The sequence below is a fragment of the Aeromonas sp. 600479 genome (assembly GCF_049175515.1).
GTDB classification, from domain to species: domain Bacteria; phylum Pseudomonadota; class Gammaproteobacteria; order Enterobacterales; family Aeromonadaceae; genus Aeromonas; species Aeromonas veronii_A.
In genome coordinates this window covers 63293-82104 of record NZ_JAAKVF010000012.1, presented here as the reverse complement: position 1 = coordinate 82104, position 18812 = coordinate 63293, and the positions used below count along the sequence as shown (strand labels likewise).

Sequence of the window (18812 nt, the reverse complement as noted above, 5' to 3'; positions counted from 1 at the left end):
CGGCTGTGTTGCCTTGTGGGCAAACGCGGTTATTCGGCAGAGACGGGGTAACCGGCTCCTTTCCAGGCGAAGATGCCGCCCGGCACCCGATAGACCTGTTGATAGCCCTGAATCACCGCCCAGGCGGCAGCGTTGTGGCTGCGGCCGCACTTGACGAAGCCGCAGTAGATCACCACGGGGCGGGCTTTGTCTTCACCCAGCAGCGCCTGGAACTGCTCCGGTGTACCGCTTCCCTCGACGATCTCGCTCCAGTTGTCGCCAGCTTTGGCCTCTTTCACAAAGACAAAGTTTTTGGCCCCCGGAATGTGCTCTTTCTTGTAGGAGTCCTCATAGGGCATGGTGTCGATGATCACCAGCTCCTCGCCCTTGTCCATCCGGGTTTTCAACTCGGCCACGGTCAGCAGCTGATAGCCCCCCTGCTGCGCCTCCTGTGCCAGCTGCACAGCCGATTGTTCCAGCTTCACCTCCTGCTCGAACTGGTTGTCGCCACAGCCCGCGAGGGCAAAGCTGGCGGCGATCAGCGAGGCCACCAGAGTGCGGGATCGCAATGTCATCATGTCACTACTCCTTTAGTACGGGAAAAACGGGAACGGGAAAAACGGGGCGGGAAGTTCGCAGCAGGGCGCCCGCAAGCGTCAGTAGCAGCAGATCCCGCACAATAGCTTCCGGCAACGAGCTGAGATCAGCCCTGCCAAGACAGCCGCAAGAGATGTCGAGCCCGATGGCAACGCCATAGCCCAACACCGGAATAAACAGGGTGAGCAACCCGATCACCAGCCACAATCCCCAGCGCCGGTTGGCGATGACTGCAAGCCCTGCGCAGAGCTCAAGGACAATCAGCCCCCAGGCGGCGAGTGGCAGCAACGGCGGCCAGAGCAGGCCAAAGGCGCCGATCTGCTCGATGAACAGGGCGGGGGAGGCCAGCTTGAACCCGGCGGAGGCGAGAAAGAATCCCCCCAGCGCCAGCCTGGCCAGCATGCGCAGATAAACAGCCATGGGATAGCTCTTTATCATCCATGACTCCGATTGCCAACCACAGGGCTTTGCTTTGCCATGGCTGGGCCATCGGCCTGGTAGCGGGCCAGCTCCTGATAGTCGCCGTCCGCTTCGCAGCGAAAGACGGCTGCGGTTTCGCCGCGCTGACACCAGTTCTGCCATTCATCTGGCGAGCAGTGGAGGCGAATGGCGAGGCCGCAGCCAGCGCTGAGCTGGCGCGGCACGTCGCAGACCCGAAACGACTGGCCGTGCAGCTCCAGCCGCTTGCGCAGCCTGACCGTACCGAGGGTGGAGTGGAACAGGTAGAGGAACTCTTCGTTCATGACTTGCCTCCCGCCATGGCGCGCGCGCCAAACAGCGCGGCCCCCAGCGCACCGGCAAATTGGGCGTCCGGGTGGGTGGCCACGTCGCAGCCCAACCCTTCGGCCAGATAGTGGCGGAAGGTGGCGCAGTGGCTGACGCCGCCGGTAAAGAGCACTGTCGGTCTGGCACCGAGGCGGCCGATAAAGTTGGCACTGCGCCGCGCCATAGAGCGGACGATGCCGGCCAGGATCGACTCGGCCGGAATGCCCGCCGAGCGCAGGCTGATCGCCTCCGATTCGGCAAACACGGTACACATGCTGCTGATGTCGTGGGGCTCTGCGCCCTCCAACAGCTCGTCGAGCTGCTCGACCCGGGCTCCCAGAGTGCGGGTGATCACCTCGAGAAAGCGGCCGGTGCCGGCGGCGCACTTGTCGTTCATCAGAAAGTCGGTGAGGTTGCCCTCGCTATCGAGCTGGATCACCTTGCTATCCTGACCGCCGATGTCGATGACGGTGTGTACCGACGGGCAGAGCAGGCGAGCCCCCAGCCCGTGGCAGGAGATCTCGGTAACCCGGCGATCGGCGAACGACGCCAGATCCCGGCCATAGCCGGTCAGGGTCAGGTGGGGGCGCACTGGCAAATCGGCCGAGAGCTCCTCCCAGCCTTGCTCGATGGCGGCCAGCGGACGAAAGGGGGTCGGCACCAGAAAACGGCGGACGATGCGCCCGCCATCCTCGTGGTCGAACAGGATCCCCTTGGTCGCGGTGGAGCCCGAGTCAATCCCGATGGAGAGTGACACGGCGCCTCCTTACAGCATTTCGATAAAGGCCGCCAGCCGGGTGGCCAGTTGCCCCTTGTCGGCGCTGGAGTAGTCGGTCTCGACCGCCATGTAGGGGATGCCGTGGCGTTCGCGCACATGGCGTTTGATGGCGAGCGACTCCACCGCATAGGTGTGGCAGGCTTGCAGGATCACATCGATCACCCCGTCTGCCTGATACTCCTCCACCATCTGGCTCAGCAGATTCATGCGCTGGTGGTTGGGGGAGATGCAGGAGCAGCCGATGGCCAGATACTTGTCGGTCAGGGCATCGAACGGATCACCCTGTTCGCTCACGCACTGCTCGGTCGCCTTGGCGCCGGTGCAGTTCTCGTAACCCACCACCCAGCCACCGTGCTCTTCAATAAGGCGTACCACCTTGTCGGCGGCGCCGCCGATGGGACAGCCGGTGATGAGGATACGCGGGCGGGCATCGAGTCGCTTGCCCTCGGCATACTCGGCCTTGATGCGGCGGGTCATCTCCTGCAGCTCGCTGATGAGCTGCTCCTTGTCGAAGCGGAAGGTGGCGCCATAGACCACCTTGAGGATGTCGGTGCCGCTCAGCGCCGGCGGGTTGAGCTGACCCAGCCGGTAGAAGTCGGCCAGTGCGCGGCGCTCGCGGTTCTTCAGCACGATGGCCTCTCGCAGCGCCTGCTCGCTGATGGGTTGGCCAAACTGCTGCTCCAACAGCTCCTTAAAGCGGACGATTTCGCTGCGCCACAGGGTGCGGGAGGCCTCGTCATCGGCACGGTTGGGCAACTGCATCACGTGCACCGGTTTGAACTCGGCCATGTACTCGTACATCTTCTTCTTGCCGTCGCAGGTGGTTTCACCCACCACCAGATCGGAGAAGTAGAAGTAGGGGCACTTGTCGGTCTTGCCGAACCCGTAGCTGCTTTTGATCAGCGGGCAGAGGTTGCGGGGCAGGTCTTTCTCGGCCTCCTCGATGGTCTCGTCGCTGGTGGAGCAGAGCGATACCACCACCGCGCCGGCGGCCATCGCCACCTCCTGCGGCATAAAGGTGCAGTAGGTGCCGACCAGGGGGATCTGTCGCTCCTTGAGTGCCATCACAGCCAGAAAGCCCTGACGACGGGCATCTGAAAAACTATCGAAAATGGCTGGCAACTCGGTGATAAGTGACATAGGCGATCCTGCCCTGATGAGAGAAATGAAGAGACGGACGAGCCATCCGTGACGGCACATCCAACCGCGAGAATTATACCTTTGGGGGTAATTCGAAAGTTGCGGTAGATCACAAGGTGTCAGGTAAATCCTTAATAACAGGCGGGTTATTGAGGCGGTCGCTAGTTGGTTGAAGTGGCAACATTTGGAGGGATATAAAAAACGGGCACCGCGAGGTGCCCGTTTTGGCTATCAGTGACGCAGGCCGGTGCCGCGCGAGATAAGCCACCATGCCAGACCGTAGAGAGCCACGATGAAGCCGGTGATGATGAGGTAGGCGGTGCCGAGCGGCACGTCGGAGATACCGAGGAAGCCGTAACGGAACGCGTTCACCATGTAGATGATGGGGTTCACCTGGGAGACCCCCTGCCAGAAGGGGGGCAGCAGGCTGATGGAGTAGAACACCCCGCCCAGATAGGTGAGCGGCGTCAGCACGAAGGTGGGGATGATGCTGATGTCGTCGAAGGTCTTGGCAAACACAGCGTTGATGAGGCCACCCAGTGAGAAGAGGATGGCGGTCAGCAGCACGGTGACGCAGACGCTGAACAGGTGGTGGATCTGCAGCGGCACGAAGAAGAGCGACACCAGGGTGACAATGAGGCCGACGCAGAGGCCGCGCGCCACGCCACCGCCCACGTAGCCGGCGATGATGACGTAGTTGGGCACTGGTGCCACCAGCAGCTCCTCCACGTTGCGCTGGAACTTGGCGCTGAAGAAGGAGGAGGCGACGTTAGAGTAGGAGTTGGTGATCACCGACATCATGATGAGGCCGGGCACGATGAACTCCATGTAGGTGAAGCCGCCCATGTCACCGATGCGCGAACCGATCAGGTTGCCGAAGATGACGAAGTAGAGGCTCATGGTGATGGCGGGCGGCACCAGGGTCTGGATCCAGATCCGGGTAAAGCGACTCACCTCTTTGGCCAGAATGCTCTTGAAGGCGATGTAGTAAGTGGTCAGGTTCATGCTTTTCTCCCCTCTTCGACCAGGGTGACAAACAGCTCTTCCAGCCGGTTGGCCTTGTTGCGCATGCTCAGCACCTGCACCTGCTGGTTCGACAGCTGCTCGAACAGGCTGTTGAGGGACTGGCTCTTGTCGAGATCCACTTCCAGGGTGCGCTCATCCGGCATGCGGCCGTTGAACTCCGGCAGGTTCGGCACGGCAGAACCAGGCGCCAGATCGAGCAGGAAGGTCTCGCGACCCAGCTTGCCCAGCAGGTTTTTCATGCTGGTGTTCTCGATCAGACGACCCTTGTCGATGATGCCGATGTTGCGGCACAGCATCTCGGCCTCTTCCAGATAGTGGGTGGTGAGGATGATGGTGACACCCTGCTCGTTGAGATCCTTGAGGAAGCTCCACATGGAGCGGCGGATCTCGATATCGACCCCGGCGGTCGGTTCATCGAGGATCAGCAGTTTGGGCTCGTGCATCAGGGCGCGGGCGATCATCAGACGGCGCTTCATGCCGCCGGAGAGGGTGCGGGCCGGCATGTCGCGCTTCTCCCACAGATCGAGCTGGCGCAGGTACTTTTCGGCGCGGATCTTGGCTTCCGCCTTGGGCACGCCGTAGAAACCCGCCTGATGGGTGACGATCTGGATCACCTTCTCGAACTGGCTGAAGTTGAACTCCTGCGGCACCAGTCCGAGCTGGGCCTTGGCCTGTTCCAGATCGCTGTCGATGTCGTAGCCAAACACCTTCACCTTGCCGGCGCTCTTGTTCACCAGCGAGCTGATGACGCCGATGGTGGTGGACTTGCCCGCGCCGTTCGGGCCGAGCAGGGCGAAGAAATCCCCCTGCCTGACGGTAAGATCGATGCCTTTAAGGGCTTCGACGCCCCCCTGATAGGTCTTTTTCAGGCCGCTGATTTCCAGTGCGTTCATTGCAACCTCTGTGATGGTTGAATCCGGCTCGATACAGAAAAGGCGGCCAAGGCCGCCTGCACAGAGTAAAGGGCACAAGGCCGCTTCACCCGTGATATTCCTGAACCTGGCTTATTCCTGAGGTACCACTTTGCCGATAAACGGCAGGTTGCGGTACTTCTGGGCGTAGTCGATGCCACAGCCGACCACGAATTCGTCCGGAATGGCGAAGCCAATCCAGTCGACCGGCACCTGCACTTCGCGGCGGGAGGGTTTGTCCAGCAGGGTGCAGATGGCCAGGGATTTTGGCTCGCGCAGGGAGAGGATCTCGCGCACCTTGTTGAGGGTGTAACCGGTGTCGATGATGTCTTCCACGATCACCACATCCTTGCCCTTGATGTCGTCGTCCAGGTCTTTGAGGATGCGGACGTCACGGGTGCTGTGCATGCCGGAGCCGTAGCTGGAGGCGGTCATGAAGTCCAGGGTGATGGGCAGCTGGCACTGGCGGCAGAGGTCGGCCAGGAAGATGCAGGAACCGCGCAGCAGCGCAATCATCACGACTTCGTCAGAACCCTGATAGCGGGCGGTGATCTCTTCACCCAATTTGGCGATCCGGGCGGCGACTTCAGCCTCGGAGATCATCACCTCGACGGTGTGTTTCATCACTTACTCCCATAAGGCCAAAGGGGATTTGGCCGTTCATGAATATCAAAACCGATGATTCTACCACTCATGTCGAAGGGTGCTAGAGATACGTGGTGCTTTTATCAGCTTATTTTAATTGATAGAGTTAGCAGGCACTCAGGCATGATTAGTTAAAATACTATAAACACCATAATCAATAACTATTAGATGATAAAAACTATGGAACCACGCGCAGAAATAAGACGTCGTACCCGGCTGTCGCCGGAAGCTCGTCGCTCCCAATTGATGGAATGTGCCATCGAGGTGTTCTCCCGCCGCGGTATCGGTCGTGCTGGCCACGCCGAAATTGCCGAGCAGGCCAAGGTCTCTGTTGCCACCGTCTTCAACTATTTCAACACTCGAGAGGAGTTGGTAGATGAGGTATTGGCCGAGATCGAACGTTTCGTGAACCAGATGTTGTCGCAGGCATACAGTGGCAATGGTTCAATGTTCGACAAGATCAAGCGCCATGTGAGCTTGTCTGTCGATGCGGCCTACGACCAGCCCGATTACGCAGGTATCTGGCTGGAGTGGAGTTCCTCGGTTCGGGAAGAGGTATGGCCCCGCTATACCCGGCTGCTCGATCAGTGCCTTGAGCTGATCGCCAGCGAGCTGCAAACCGCCATGGATGCAGGGGAGATCACCAGCGTGCTGTCGGCACAGGATCTGGCCCGCTCTTTGACCGGTTTTGGCTATGTGATGATGCAGATGATCAATCAACCCCAGCGCCCGGCGCGCGAAGAGGTGACTGATTTCCTGTTCAAGTACGTGACGGCACCTATTCAGGCTTGCTGATACGGCTTAACGAAAAAAGGCGCCCCTCATCAAGGGGCGCCTTTTTTTATCCGCTTTGTCTGGCCTGCTCAGCCGTGTCCATAGCCCCAGCGGTGGGTCAGCTCATGCTCGACACCCAGATGATCGAGGATGCGGGCGACCATAAAGTCCACCAGATCCGCAATGCTCTTTGGCTCATGGTAGAAGCCGGGCGCGGCGGGCATGATGGTCACCCCGAGCCGCGCCAGTTTCAGCATGTTCTCCAGATGGATCGCCGAGAAGGGGGTTTCGCGGGGCACCAGGATCAGCTGGCCGCGCTCCTTGATCACCACATCCGCCGCCCGTTCCAGCAGGTTGTCCGAGGTGCCGTTGGCAATGGCCGAGACGGTGCCCATGGAGCAGGGGCAGACCACCATCTGCTTGGGCGCGGCCGAACCGGAGGCGACCGGCGAGAACCACTCCTCCTTGCCGCAGGCCACGATCTGCCCATCGATGGCGCCATATTGGCGACAGAGATAAGCAGAGAGCTCTTTCGGCGAGCCGGGCCAATCCTGCTGCTGCTCGGTTTTGAGTACCACACGAGCCGCCGAGGAGGCGAGCAGATAGACCCGATAGTCCGCCTGCACCAGACACTGGAGCAGGCGCAGGGCGTAGGGGGCGCCGGAGGCGCCGGTCAGCGCCAGGGTGATCGCTTTGTTCATAGTTCGCCGTGGTAATCCTTGAGGCGGGCGATCAGCTTGTCATGAATGCCACCGAAGCCGCCGTTGCTCATGATCAGAATATGGTCGCCATCACGGCTCTCGGCCACCAGCCGGTTGATCAGGGTCTCCAGATCGTTGAACACCTTGGCCGGTCGGGTCATATGGGCAGTCACTTCGCCGAGATCCCAGCCGATGTTGGGAGGCTGGAAGAAGAATACCTCGTCAGCACCATCGAAGCAGCCGGCCAGCTCCTCCTTGTGTACCCCCAGTTTCATGGTGTTGGAGCGCGGCTCCAGCACTGCCAGGATACGGGCTTTGCCTACCTTGGCACGCAGACCGCCAAGGGTGGTTTCGATGGCGGTGGGGTGGTGGGCGAAGTCGTCATAAACGCTGATGCCAGCTACCTCGCCCTTGAGCTCCATCCGCCGTTTGGGGGATTTGAACTGGCAGAGGGCTGCAATACCGTGCTCCACCATGACACCGGCGTGGCGGGCAGCCGCGATAGCCATCAGGCCATTGTTGACGTTGTGTTCGCCGATGCACTCCCAGTGCACCTCGCCCTGCTTTTCGCCATCCAGCCACACCTCGAAAGCGGAGCCGTCATCGGCCAGCTTGACCGCTTTCCACTTGGCGTCGTCCTGACCGACCAGCTCCACTTCGCTCCAGCAGCCCATCTTGCGTACGGCGGTGAGGTTGTCATCCGTTTGCGGGAACAGCACCCGGCCGTTGCTCGGCACTGTGCGCATAAGGTGGTGGAACTGGCGCTGGATGGCGGCGAGATCCGGGAAGATATCGGCGTGGTCGAACTCCAGGTTGTTCATCACCAGGGTACGCGGGTGGTAGTGAACGAACTTGGAGCGCTTGTCGAAGAAGGCGCAGTCGTACTCGTCCGCTTCGATGACGAAGAAGGGGGCAGAGCCGAGACGGGCGGAGACCGGGAAGTTGCCCGGCACGCCGCCAATAAGGAAACCGGGCTCCAGTTTGGCGTACTCCAGCCCCCAGGCCAGCATGCTGGCGGTGGTGGTCTTGCCGTGGGTGCCGGCAACGGCCAGTACCCAGCGATCCTGCAGCACATGCTCCAGCAGCCACTGGGGGCCGGAGATGTAGGGCAGATTGCGGTCCAGCACATATTCAACACAGGGGTTGCCTCGGCTCATGGCGTTGCCGATCACCACCAGATCCGGCGCCGGATCGAGTTGGGAGGGGTCATAGCCTTCGGTCAGTTCGATGCCCTGTTGCTCGAGCTGGGTACTCATGGGGGGATAGACGTTGGCATCCGAACCGGTCACCCGATAACCAAGCTGTTTTGCCAACACCGCCAGACCACCCATAAAGGTGCCGCAGATCCCGAGAATGTGAATATGCATACCGCTTCCTTTCGCAGTAAAGGGAAGTGGGCATTCTAGGGGGTGTTGCGGTGGTGGCACAAGCCGCACTCATGGTGAGAGGCCCACAGATGACGCACTGGAGGCAGAAATATTGTCGCTGTCGCGGTGTGCGAGGCTGGAGTGGGTTGTTGGGCTTTATTTGAGGCTTGATTTTGTGTCGCACTTTCTTACAATTCTTCGGTTTTGTGACGCACCCTGCAGTTTTACGATATCGCCCTTTTCAAACGGAGAGTCCCCATGGGCAAGTTCCTGCTTTGCTATCTGGTCGGTGGTCTGGTGGCCATCAGTTGGGCTGCGCTGCCCGCTCATGGTCCCTGGGATCAGTGGGACCTCGCGATTTTTCATACCGTCAATGGCTGGCTCGGGCAGTCTGCGCTGTGGGCCGATCTGGTGGCCATCACTAATAACCGGCTGTTCGATCTGGCAGTACTGACCTGTATGGGGTTGATCCTGGCCCGCTGTTTCTTTGCCCGGGATTTGGCGGGGCGTCGCCAACTGGTGGCGATGGGCATTGTCATGCTGCTGAGTGCACTGGTGATCAACCAGCTTGGTCACCGATTGCCGGTGGAGCGGCCCAGCCCGACCCTGATGGTGCCCGATGCGCTGCGGGTGACCCAGCTAAGCGGTATTCCGACCAAGGACTCTTCGGGCGATAGTTTCCCGGGGGATCATGCCCTGTTCCTGATGATCTTCGCGGGTTACGCCTTGCGTTATCTGCCACGTTGGGCGGGTCTCACCGCATTGTTGATGGTGCCGCTCTTTTCCGCACCACGCATTCTGGCGGGCGCTCACTGGTTTACCGATGTCTACGTCGGCGCACTGGGGCTGGCCACCCTCTGCCTGCCCTGGTTGCTGCTGACCCCCCTGGCGGATCGGCTGATTGGACGCATCGTTCCCTATCTCGCGCCATTACCACTATTACGTAGTCAGACTCACTGATTGAGTGCCACAAAATAAAACGCCCCGATATCAAGATATCGGGGCGTTTTATTATCAGTCCGCTAGAGATCAGCTTTGATAGCCGTTCGGATTCTGGCTTTGCCAGCGCCAGGTATCGATCATCATCCGCTCCAGACCGCGCTCTGCCTGCCAACCCAGCTCGGCACGGGCCTTGTGCGGCTCGGCCCAGCACTCGGCGATGTCGCCCGGGCGACGGGGTTTGATCTGGTAGGGAATGGTGCGACCGCTGGCCACTTCAAATGCCTTGATCATCTCCAGCACCGAGTACCCCTGACCTGTGCCCAGGTTATAGGTAAAGACGCCGGTATCAGACTCGATGCGTGCCAGCGCTTTGAGGTGACCGATGGCGAGATCCACCACGTGGATGTAATCGCGCACACCGGTGCCATCCGGGGTCGGGTAGTCGTTGCCAAATACCCCCAGCTCCTTGAGCTTGCCGACACCCACCTGGCTGATATAGGGCAACAGGTTGTTGGGGATGCCGTTGGGATCTTCACCAATCAGGCCGCTCTCGTGGGCGCCTACCGGGTTGAAGTAACGCAGCAGTACGATGGCCCAGCGGGGATCGGATTTGGCGAGATCACGGAGGATCTCCTCCACCATCAGCTTGGAGCGACCATAGGGGTTGGTGGCGCTGGTGGGGAAATCTTCCCGCAGCGGTACCGAGGCGGGATCGCCATAGACGGTGGCCGAGGAGCTGAATACCAGCCGGAAAACCCCAGCCTTGGCCATCTCTTCGCACAGCACCAGAGTGCCGGTGATGTTGTTTTGGTAGTAGGTGAGCGGGATCTGGCTCGACTCCCCGACCGCCTTGAGACCGGCGAAGTGGATCACCGATTTGATCTGATGGTTGGCAAACAGCTGCTGCAGACAGGCTCTGTCCAGCACATCCCCTTCGACGAAGATGACCGGCTTGCCGGTGATCTGTTCGACCCGCTTGAGTGACTCCGGTGAAGAGTTGGAGAGGTTGTCCAGCACCACGACCTGCTGCCCCGCACCGAGCAGCTCAACCAGGGTGTGGGAGCCGATATAGCCGGCACCCCCTGTGACCAGTATTGTCATTTTTTATCCCGTGTTCTGGTGAAACTGGGGCAGAGTCTAGCGCCCCTGTCTAGTTGGGAAAAGGTTGGGATACCGATAACGCGTTCACCGCACCTCACAGAAGCCTTCACCACACCTCAATAATCGAGACTGATATCCCCTTTCGCAGTGCAGGAGCATGCCAGAGCAATGCCACTCTCCAGATCCTGAGCACTCAATGTCATCACGCTCTGGCGCTCGATGTCACCAGTGGTGGTGCAACGACAGCTGCCACATACTCCGGCGCGACAAGCAGCCATCATGGTTTCACCAGCAGCTTCCAGCGCAGCCAGCAGGGTCTGACCCGGCAGGATCTTCACCTTTTTGCCGCTCTTTTTCAGGGTCAGCCAGAAGTGGTCGCTGGTGGTGGTGGCGGGGTCTGTGGGGGGAAGGCCAAAGGACTCCTGATGCAGCTGATCCGGCGGCAATCCCAGCTCAGCCAGCATGGCGCTGACCGCCGCCATATAGGGGGCCGGGCCGCAGAGATAGACATGGCGTTTGCGCAGATCTGGGGCCAATTCGGCCAGCATGGCGGGGGTAAGTCGGCCAATCCAGGGGTGATCTGCAGGTGCCTCTTCCAGAATCAGGGCATGGCGTACACCGGCATGGGTCTCAGCCAGTGCAGCCAAGTCATCTGCGAAGATCACATCTGCTGGCGAGCGGGCGCTATGAATAAAGCGGATATCGGCATCCGGCCGTTTGGCGAGCTCGTCCCGCAACATGGCCCACATGGGGGTAATGCCGGAACCGGCACTGAGCAGCAGTGGCCGTTCGCAAGGCAAGGCAGTCAGGTTGAAGTCGCCGAACGGGCCATCCACCCGGATCTCGCCCCCCACTTGCAGGGTCTGGTGCATATGGCGAGAGACCCGTCCCACATCCTTGATAGTCACTTGCCAGCATTCATCCTGCGGGCTGGAGGAGAGGGTATAGGCGCGGCACTCCGGCTGGCCGTCAATCTCGGTATGCAGGGTGATGCACTGGCCAGCCAGCACGGGAGGGAGGCTGCCGGAAAGCGGCGCCAGCTGCCAGCTCACGACGTCGTGGGTGTTCTGTTGGCGGCCAATGCAGGTGAGCGTGAGAGAGGTCATCACAAGGCTCCTTAGGTTTGAAACGGTTCGAAAACGTCTGGTGAAAAAGCCGGATCCAGAAAAAAGGCGAGCCGGACGGCTCGCCAAACGCTTACAACATGAGGTGCCGATTAAGCCGCCAGGATCTCGGCCAAGTCAGCCTCGGCCGTGGTGGTCCCTTTCAGGCCAAACTGCTCCTCCAGCACCTTGAGCAGAGCCGGGGTGAGGAAGGCGGGGGCGGTCGGGCCGGTACGAATGTCTTTCACCCCGAGGGAGAGCAGGGTGAGCAGAATGACGATGGCTTTTTGCTCGAACCAGGAGAGCACCAGCGTCAGCGGCAGATCGTTGACCCCGCACTCGAACGCCTCGGAGAGCGCCAGTGCCAGCTGAATGGCGGAGTAGGCATCGTTGCACTGACCCACGTCCAGCAGGCGCGGAATGCCGCCGATGTCGCCAAAGTCGAGCTTGTTGAACTTGTACTTGCCGCAGCCCAGGGTGAGCAGCAGGCTGTCGCGCGGCGCGGCCTTGGCAAACTCGGTGAAATAGGCGCGCTCGGCCTTGTCGCCGTCACAGCCACCTACCAGGAAGAAGTGGCTGATCTCCCCGGCTTTTACCTTCTCAATCACCGCGGGCGCAGCCTGCATCAGGGCGTTGCGGGCAAAGCCGATGGTGATGAAGTGCTCGAGCTCAACGTGCTTGAAGCCTTCCAGCGCTTGGGCCTTGGCAATCACGGCGGAGAAATCATCCCCCTCCAGATGAGTGACGCCCGGCCAGCCAACAATGGAGCGGGTGAAGATGCGGTCACTGTAGTTGCCCACATTCGGGTCGATGATGCAGTTGGAGGTCATCACCACGGCGCCCGGGAAGTTGGCAAACTCCTTCTGCTGGTTCTGCCAGGCGGAACCGTAGTTGCCCACCAGATGGGGGTACTGCTTGAAGAAGGGGTAGGCCAGTGCGGGCAGCATCTCGCCGTGGGTGTAGACATGGATGCCGGTCCCCTTGGTCTGCTCCAGAATGAGCTTGAGATCCATCATGTCGTGGCCAGAGACCAGAATGCACTTGCCGGGGATGGGGGTGACTCTGACCTGGGTGGGTTCCGGATGGCCGAAGGCGCTGGTTTCACCGAGATCCAGCATCTCCATGATTTTGAAGTTGAGCTGACCGATCTCCATGGCGCAACTGAACAGCCGGCCCATTTCGCTCGGGTCTGTGCTGAGCCAGCTCATGATGCGGTGGAATTCGGCGGCCACCTCGTCACTCTGCTGAGCCAGCACCCGGGCGTGCTCCATATAGGCGGCGGCGCCCTTGAGGCCGTAAAGACAGAGCAGACGCAGCCCCATGATGTCCTCGTTCACCTCGCTCTTGCCCCGATTGGGGGCGGCTGGGGCAGCATGGGCAAGTTGTTCCAGCAGCTCGGCACCGGGCTCGAAATAAGCGGACTGTGGCAAATCGTTCACCTGCACCGCCATAGCGGTCAGACGATCGGCCAACTGCTGGCGATAAGCGATGGCCTGATTGACGTAGGCCACGATGCGATTCGAGTCGAAGTTGACGTTGGTGAGGGTGGCGAAGAAGGCCTTGGGCACGAAGGCATCGATCTCGCGGTCGATGATGCCCTGCTCGCGGGCGGCCAGCGCCCAGGCGCTGAGTCCCTGCAGGGTATAGATGAGCACATCTTGCAGATCCGAGGTTTCAGCCGTCTTGCCGCACATACCTTGTGCGTAGGCACAGCCGTTGCCAGCCGGGGTACGAATTGTCTGTTCACATTGCACACAAAACATCATGCCTCTCCTAATTGGACATTTCAGTTATTTGTTTTGTGGCGATTCTATTCCTACTGCTCAGAACTTAATAGGCATTCAATTTACCAATTCAGTTTTCATTGATGCAGATCAAAAACAAAAAAGCCGCCCAAACAGGGCGGCAAGCGGGTGGATAAAAGGAGAGACAACTCAGGTTTGCAACAGAACATAACAATCAGACGGATTGGGCCGTAGTCTGGTCAGGAGCTTTCGGCCCGGTACTTACTCAACCCAGCATACGTACGCTGTAGTCGGCTTGGTTCACTATCAGGCCAGATAAGCGCGCAGCATCCAGACCAGTTTTTCCTGCTGCTGCACATAGTCGGAGAGGATGGAGGCAGTGCCTTCATCACCGGCTTCGGCGGCCTGACCCAGAATACGGCGCTGGGCGACCAGCAGTTCGCGGAAGCTCTCCAGCAGGGATTCGACACAGGCGCGGCCATCGTGCAGCCCTTTTTGCTCCGGGATGGCAGAGACTTTCAGATAGTCGCTGAAGCTGTGCATTGGCACGCCATCCAGAGTCAGGATCCGCTCGGCCAGTGCATCGACTTTCAACAGCAGGTCGTTGTAAATCTCTTCAAATTTCAGGTGCAGTTCGAAGAACTGGTTGCCACGGATATTCCAGTGGAAGCCGCGCACGTTCATGTAGAGGATCTGGTAGCTGGCCAGCAATTTGTTCAACTCGGCTGCCAGGGCTTGTGATTGAGCAGTATCAAGACCAATCGGGCTTTTCATCATTCACCTCCAGATTTGGAAATCGGTTTGAAATTCTCTTTCGGAACGCAGTCAGAGTAACGCCTTGCAAAATGCAGGGACAATTGCTTGTGCCTAACTGTTTGATAGCTAAAGGCTATCAAACAGTGCGCAGCAACAGGGGCAATGGATGAGTATTAGGGGAAGTATTTTTCGAGCAGCGCCATCAGGATGGCCTGACACTCGCGGTCCGGTTTGCTATCGACCCTGCTGGCGCGAAAGTGGAGCTGAAAGGCGCCCATGACGGCGCGGCTCTGCTCATCCCACTGGCCAGTCTGGGGCAGGCCATAGCCATAGCGGGCCAGTTGCTGTTGCCACATGGCTGCATCCCAATCGGGCAAGGGGCTGGCCAGTAACTCGGCCACCCGACCTTCATCTGGCCAGGCGCCGACTCCGTACGTCAGATAGAGCTGGCGCCAGGGGAAGTGGGGGCCGGGATCCTGCTTGCGCTCGGGGGCGACATCGCTGTGGCCCAGCACCTGGGTCGGTGGAATCTGGTAGCGGGCGACCAGCTCCCGGCTGAGGGCGCCGACGGCAGCAATCTGCTGCGGGGTATAGGGTTGCCAGCGGCGAGCATGGGGTGCCAGCGGCTCATCTTCTGCTGGATAGCCGAGGTTGACGATCTCGATGCCAAGGGAGCTGGCATTGAGCCCGGCATATTGGTGCCAGCGGCTGCGTCCCGCATGCCAGGCGCGCGCGCTGTCCGGCACCAGCTGATAGACCGGTAGCGGGGTCTCGTGGCTGTCGCGGGGGATCAGGTAGTGGGCGCTCACCTTGTGCTCCGGCTCGGTCAGCAGGCGCAAGGAGTTGGCATCGTCTTCGTCGGTGTAGTGGAGGATCAAAAAGGCGATCCGCTCGTTCAGGTTGGCGCTCTGATAGCGGGTCGAGAGCCGGTACTCGGATGGGGTACAACCACCCAGCAGCAGAACCAGTGGCAGAAAAAAGAGGGGAAGAAGACAGCGCCAGCGCCATCCCCCTGCGACAGCCAGTCTGCTGAACGTGGGAGGAGTGAGTCGCTGGCACATGTCGAAGGCCCTGTCTGGTCAGTCGCGCGGCTGGTTAGCCGCGGTATTTGGCCGTGAGACCGATCAGGAAGTTGCGCAGGATCTGATCCCCGCAATCCTGATAGTGCTTGTGATCCTTGGAGCGGAACAGGGCACTGAGCTCGGACTTGGAGAGGTTGAAGTCGGCGAGCTTGAGGGTGCCGAGCATATCCTCTTCCTTGAAGTTGAGACCGATGCGCAGCTTGCGCAGGATCATATTGTTGTTGATCCGGTTCGGGATCACCTGGGCCGGTGCATCTTCCCGCCCGCCGCGGCGCGCGATGATGAAACCGTCGAGGAACTGGCTCAGGGCCGAGTCGGGACAGGCAACATAGCCTGCCTCTTGCTCTTCACCTTCCGCCGCCTCTTTCATCAACCAGCTGTGCAGTTGGGCGTGAGTGACCGTCAGGTTGCCCTTGGCAAACATCTCGACCATCTGGTCGTTGCTGATGGTGAGGGCGTAGCGCAGACGGCGCAGAATATCGTTGTTGGTCATGCTGACTCCTGTGTAAACGGCGCAACTTTACCATCTGGCGGCCCTCGCGTCAGAAAAAGCGGGGGCCGATACAGTTCAGGTCAAGCTCATCAAGCCTTGCCGAGATAGCGGGGCGCCTCCTGGCGCACCAGTTCCAGCGCATCTTGCAGCTCCAGCAGCTCGGGTTCCAGCTCGCTGACCGGCACGCCGTCACGCAGCTGTTGCTCCAGCTGGGAGAGCAGCCGTTGCAGCCCCGGCACCCCGGAATAGGCACAGCCGCCGTTGAGGCGATGGAGCTGGGCCAGCACCTCGCTATCTTCAATTTCGCCCGCCAACGCGCTATCCAGCACAGGTTCCACCTCCTCGAAACTGGCCAGCAGCATGGTCAGCATCTCTCTGGCGAGATGCTCTTTCCCCGCCGCCTGCCGCACCGCAAGTGCCCAGTCGATCTGTTGGGCACCATTATTCTGGTGACGGCGATGGGCAAAGTCGGTGATGAGCTGGGCCAGCATGCTCTCGTCGATGGGCTTGGCCAGATAGTCGTCCATCCCCTGCCGGATCAGCCGTTCCCGTTCTCCGGGGATGGCGTGGGCGGTCACCGCCACGATCGGGGTGGTGGTGTTGAGGGACTGGTTGCGGATCGCCTGGGTGGCGCTGATGCCATCCATGATCGGCATCTGGATATCCATGAAGATGATGTCGAACGGCTGGCTCTGTGCCTGTTTGACCGCCTCCTTGCCGTTTTTGCACACCACCACCTGACTCACCATCTCCTTGAGCATGGCGGCGATCAACTTGAGGTTGGCGGCGTTGTCATCCACCGCCAGCACCTTGATTGGCTGCAACTGGCGCGGCGCAGGTTGCGCAGGCAGCTTCTGGCGGCTCGATTCCGGCGAGAGCAGGGCGTGCAGCAGCTTGCGGTGGTTGACCGGTTTGGAGAGACAGTGCTGGGCACCATGGGCCAGCATAGCTTCATAGAGCGCCGGCTCGTGGCTGCTGAGCAGCACTATGGTGTTCTGCTGCTGGCCGTTCAGTTTGTCGAGACGGCCGAGCACTTGCTGCGGCGTATGCAGGGTGCTGCTGCCGATGATCACCATCTCCTGCTCGCTCATCTCGGGCCAGGGATCATCGCTGGTCAGTGGGTGCACATCGAGGCGCCACTCCGCCAGCAGGGCGAGCAGAGAGGCTTGCGCGAAGGGATCCGGTTCCAGCAGCCAGAGCCGTTTGCCACGGATCCGATCCAGCGGCAATTGATCGGTCTGGGGCAGGGGGGAGACCTCTACATCCAGACTGAAGGAGAAGATGGAGCCCTTGCCAAGCTCCGATTCAAAGCGGATCTGGCCGCCCATCTGCTGCACCAGCTTCTGGGTAATGACAAGGCCTAAACCCGTGCCGCCATAACGGCGGGAGATGGAGGAGTCGGCCTGATTGAAGGCCTGGAACAGCTGATGTTGCTGCTCCTGGGAGATACCGATGCCGGTATCGCGGATCTGGACGTTGAGCCTCACCTTGTGGTTGCCACTGCCGGTCTGCTCGATATGGACATCCACGTTGCCCTGCTCGGTGAACTTGATGGCGTTGCCGGTGAGGTTGGTCAGCACCTGTTGCAGACGCATGGGGTCGCCGGTGAGGTAGTCCGGCACATCGGCATCCACCCGCAAGGAGAGCTCCAGCTGCTTGTCGTGGGCGCTGGGGCCGAGCAGGTGCATGGTCTCGTTGAGGGTGTCGCGCAGGCTGAACGGGATATGCTCCAGCTGCAGCTTGCCCGCTTCCAGCTTCGAGAAGTCGAGGATGTCGTTGATGATGCCAAGCAGGTTGCGCGCCGACTTCTCGATGGTCTGCATGTAGTCGGTCTGGCTCGGGGTCAGGCTGGTTTTCAGCAACTGGCGGGTAAAACCGATGACCCCGTTGAGCGGGGTACGCAATTCGTGGGACATGTTGGCCAGAAACTCCGACTTGACCCGCGCGGCCTCTTGCGCCCGCTTCTTGGCCATGTCGAGTTCGACGTTCTGGATCTCGATCTGCTCCAGGGTTTCGCGCAGGTCAGAGGTTGCCTGATCGATATTCTGCTGCATCTCTTCGTGATATTCGGAGAGCGCCTTGGCCATGGCGTTGATGCCGTTTTTCAGCATATCCAGCTCGCCGGTGAGCTGGCCGCTGACCCGGGTATCGAGCCGCCCCTCCCGGATCTTGTGCACCGCCTGCACCATGTTGGTGATGGGCTGGGTCACGCTCTTGACCAGCCGGAAACCAAACAGGGTACTGAATGCGACCCCGATGAGCACCATGATCACCGCAAAGAAGGTATCGCGGTACTGCAGCAGCATGGCCCGATCGGTCGCCATCTGCATCGAGATGTAGCCGATCATCGGCGGCTCTACATCGCTGGGCAGCGGGAAGCCATCCAGACTGGTTTCAGCCTGGATCGGGGTGCGCAAAATGATGTCGTCCCCCTGAAACGTCACGCTGGTCAGATCCGGAATGGGCTCGCCATCGGGCAGCCTGAGTCGGGTGAAATCCCGGTGATAGTTCGAGGTAACGAACAGCTGGTTGTCCTGGGTGAAGACAGCGATGGACTTGATGAAGGGGGAGTTCTTGCGATGGGTCAGGCCAATCAGCCGCTTGAGGGATTCTCGGCTGTGCTGGGTCATCCCGTATTCACTGGCGATCGCCAGCGGTTCGATAATGTTGATCCCCTGATCAATGAGATTGTTTTCCAGCTGCTGGTAGCGGTGGAAGGTGAAGTAACCGGCCATCAGGCCACCGATGATCAGGGTTGGCAGGATGGTGAAGGCGAGAACGCGTGCTCTCAGGCCATATTTGGTCATACGAACAGGCCACCAGTGAACAGGGTTGGCGATAGGGTTGATGGCAATACACGGGCTCTGTGGCCGTATTTGGTCATACTATTATTCTTGTGGGACAATA

Annotated in this window: 19 protein-coding genes; 2 read left to right on the top strand and 17 right to left on the bottom strand. The window is 60.1% G+C overall.

Annotated features, from left to right (window positions below; all coding sequences use genetic code 11):
- Window positions 1-29: 29 nt before the first annotated feature.
- The 8 genes from G5149_RS13700 to hpt form a co-directional block, all read right to left on the bottom strand.
- A complete protein-coding gene (locus tag G5149_RS13700; RefSeq protein ID WP_421212648.1) occupies window positions 30-557 on the bottom strand; it encodes a rhodanese-like domain-containing protein in 528 nt (175 codons plus the stop codon).
- Between the two features lie 4 nt (window positions 558-561).
- The gene (locus tag G5149_RS13695; protein ID WP_421212646.1) at window positions 562-996 is read right to left on the bottom strand and encodes a MauE/DoxX family redox-associated membrane protein; all 435 of its coding nucleotides are present in this window, start codon (window positions 994-996) and stop codon (window positions 562-564) included.
- Window positions 997-1010: 14 nt separating this feature from the next.
- Window positions 1011-1319, bottom strand: a complete 309-nt coding sequence (locus G5149_RS13690) for a DUF3343 domain-containing protein (RefSeq protein ID WP_421212645.1) — start codon at window positions 1317-1319, stop codon at window positions 1011-1013.
- Entirely contained in the window at window positions 1316-2098 is a 783-nt protein-coding gene (locus G5149_RS13685) for an acyl-CoA dehydratase activase (protein WP_421212643.1), read from the bottom strand. Before G5149_RS13685 ends, G5149_RS13690 begins: the two co-directional genes overlap by 4 nt.
- A 9-nt stretch (window positions 2099-2107) precedes the next feature.
- Entirely contained in the window at window positions 2108-3259 is a 1152-nt protein-coding gene (locus G5149_RS13680) for a double-cubane-cluster-containing anaerobic reductase (RefSeq protein WP_421212641.1), read from the bottom strand.
- Between the two features lie 231 nt (window positions 3260-3490).
- A complete protein-coding gene (locus G5149_RS13675) occupies window positions 3491-4264 on the bottom strand; it encodes an ABC transporter permease (protein ID WP_156853559.1) in 774 nt (257 codons plus the stop codon).
- The gene (locus G5149_RS13670) at window positions 4261-5178 is read right to left on the bottom strand and encodes an ABC transporter ATP-binding protein (protein WP_421212639.1); all 918 of its coding nucleotides are present in this window, start codon (window positions 5176-5178) and stop codon (window positions 4261-4263) included. Before G5149_RS13670 ends, G5149_RS13675 begins: the two co-directional genes overlap by 4 nt.
- Before the next feature lie 111 nt (window positions 5179-5289).
- Window positions 5290-5820 carry a hypoxanthine phosphoribosyltransferase gene (hpt, locus tag G5149_RS13665; protein ID WP_005335618.1) on the bottom strand — a complete coding sequence of 177 codons (531 nt, stop codon included), beginning with the start codon at window positions 5818-5820 and terminating at the stop codon, window positions 5290-5292.
- A gap of 201 nt (window positions 5821-6021) precedes the next feature.
- Between hpt and G5149_RS13660 the strand changes: the two genes are divergently transcribed.
- Entirely contained in the window at window positions 6022-6636 is a 615-nt protein-coding gene (locus tag G5149_RS13660; protein ID WP_216979454.1) for a TetR/AcrR family transcriptional regulator, read from the top strand.
- Between the two features lie 68 nt (window positions 6637-6704).
- On the opposite strand, the gene G5149_RS13655 is transcribed toward G5149_RS13660, so the two are convergent.
- Both G5149_RS13655 and mpl read right to left on the bottom strand, forming a co-directional pair.
- Window positions 6705-7316, bottom strand: a complete 612-nt coding sequence (locus G5149_RS13655) for a flavin prenyltransferase UbiX (RefSeq protein WP_216979453.1) — start codon at window positions 7314-7316, stop codon at window positions 6705-6707.
- Window positions 7313-8683, bottom strand: coding sequence for a UDP-N-acetylmuramate:L-alanyl-gamma-D-glutamyl-meso-diaminopimelate ligase (gene mpl / locus G5149_RS13650; protein WP_421212636.1), 1371 nt, complete (start codon window positions 8681-8683; stop codon window positions 7313-7315). The genes G5149_RS13655 and mpl overlap by 4 nt, the downstream gene beginning before the upstream one ends.
- Before the next feature lie 258 nt (window positions 8684-8941).
- Here mpl and G5149_RS13645 point away from each other — a divergent pair, with 258 nt between their 5' ends.
- A complete protein-coding gene (locus G5149_RS13645) occupies window positions 8942-9643 on the top strand; it encodes a phosphatase PAP2 family protein (RefSeq protein ID WP_005343308.1) in 702 nt (233 codons plus the stop codon).
- Window positions 9644-9712: 69 nt separating this feature from the next.
- On the opposite strand, the gene galE is transcribed toward G5149_RS13645, so the two are convergent.
- From galE to barA, 7 genes are all read right to left on the bottom strand, one after another.
- Entirely contained in the window at window positions 9713-10726 is a 1014-nt protein-coding gene (gene galE, locus G5149_RS13640; RefSeq protein ID WP_005343309.1) for a UDP-glucose 4-epimerase GalE, read from the bottom strand.
- A 116-nt stretch (window positions 10727-10842) separates the two neighbouring features.
- Window positions 10843-11832 (bottom strand): 2Fe-2S iron-sulfur cluster-binding protein, encoded by a 990-nt coding sequence (locus tag G5149_RS13635; protein ID WP_421212634.1) that lies wholly within the window; start codon window positions 11830-11832, stop codon window positions 10843-10845.
- 110 nt (window positions 11833-11942) lie between these two features.
- The gene (gene hcp / locus G5149_RS13630) at window positions 11943-13592 is read right to left on the bottom strand and encodes a hydroxylamine reductase (RefSeq protein ID WP_201912666.1); all 1650 of its coding nucleotides are present in this window, start codon (window positions 13590-13592) and stop codon (window positions 11943-11945) included.
- Between the two features lie 288 nt (window positions 13593-13880).
- Window positions 13881-14348: a Dps family protein gene (locus G5149_RS13625; protein WP_021229540.1), complete on the bottom strand. Its 468-nt coding sequence runs from the start codon at window positions 14346-14348 to the stop codon at window positions 13881-13883.
- Between the two features lie 155 nt (window positions 14349-14503).
- Complete coding sequence (locus G5149_RS13620; RefSeq protein WP_421212632.1) at window positions 14504-15391, bottom strand: N-acetylmuramoyl-L-alanine amidase; 888 nt, start codon at window positions 15389-15391, stop codon at window positions 14504-14506.
- A 34-nt stretch (window positions 15392-15425) separates the two neighbouring features.
- Window positions 15426-15905 carry a DUF1456 family protein gene (locus G5149_RS13615; protein ID WP_421212630.1) on the bottom strand — a complete coding sequence of 160 codons (480 nt, stop codon included), beginning with the start codon at window positions 15903-15905 and terminating at the stop codon, window positions 15426-15428.
- 89 nt (window positions 15906-15994) lie between these two features.
- On the bottom strand, window positions 15995-18712 hold the full coding sequence (gene barA, locus G5149_RS13610) for a two-component sensor histidine kinase BarA (RefSeq protein ID WP_270905592.1): 2718 nt from the start codon (window positions 18710-18712) through the stop codon (window positions 15995-15997).
- Window positions 18713-18812: the final 100 nt, after the last annotated feature.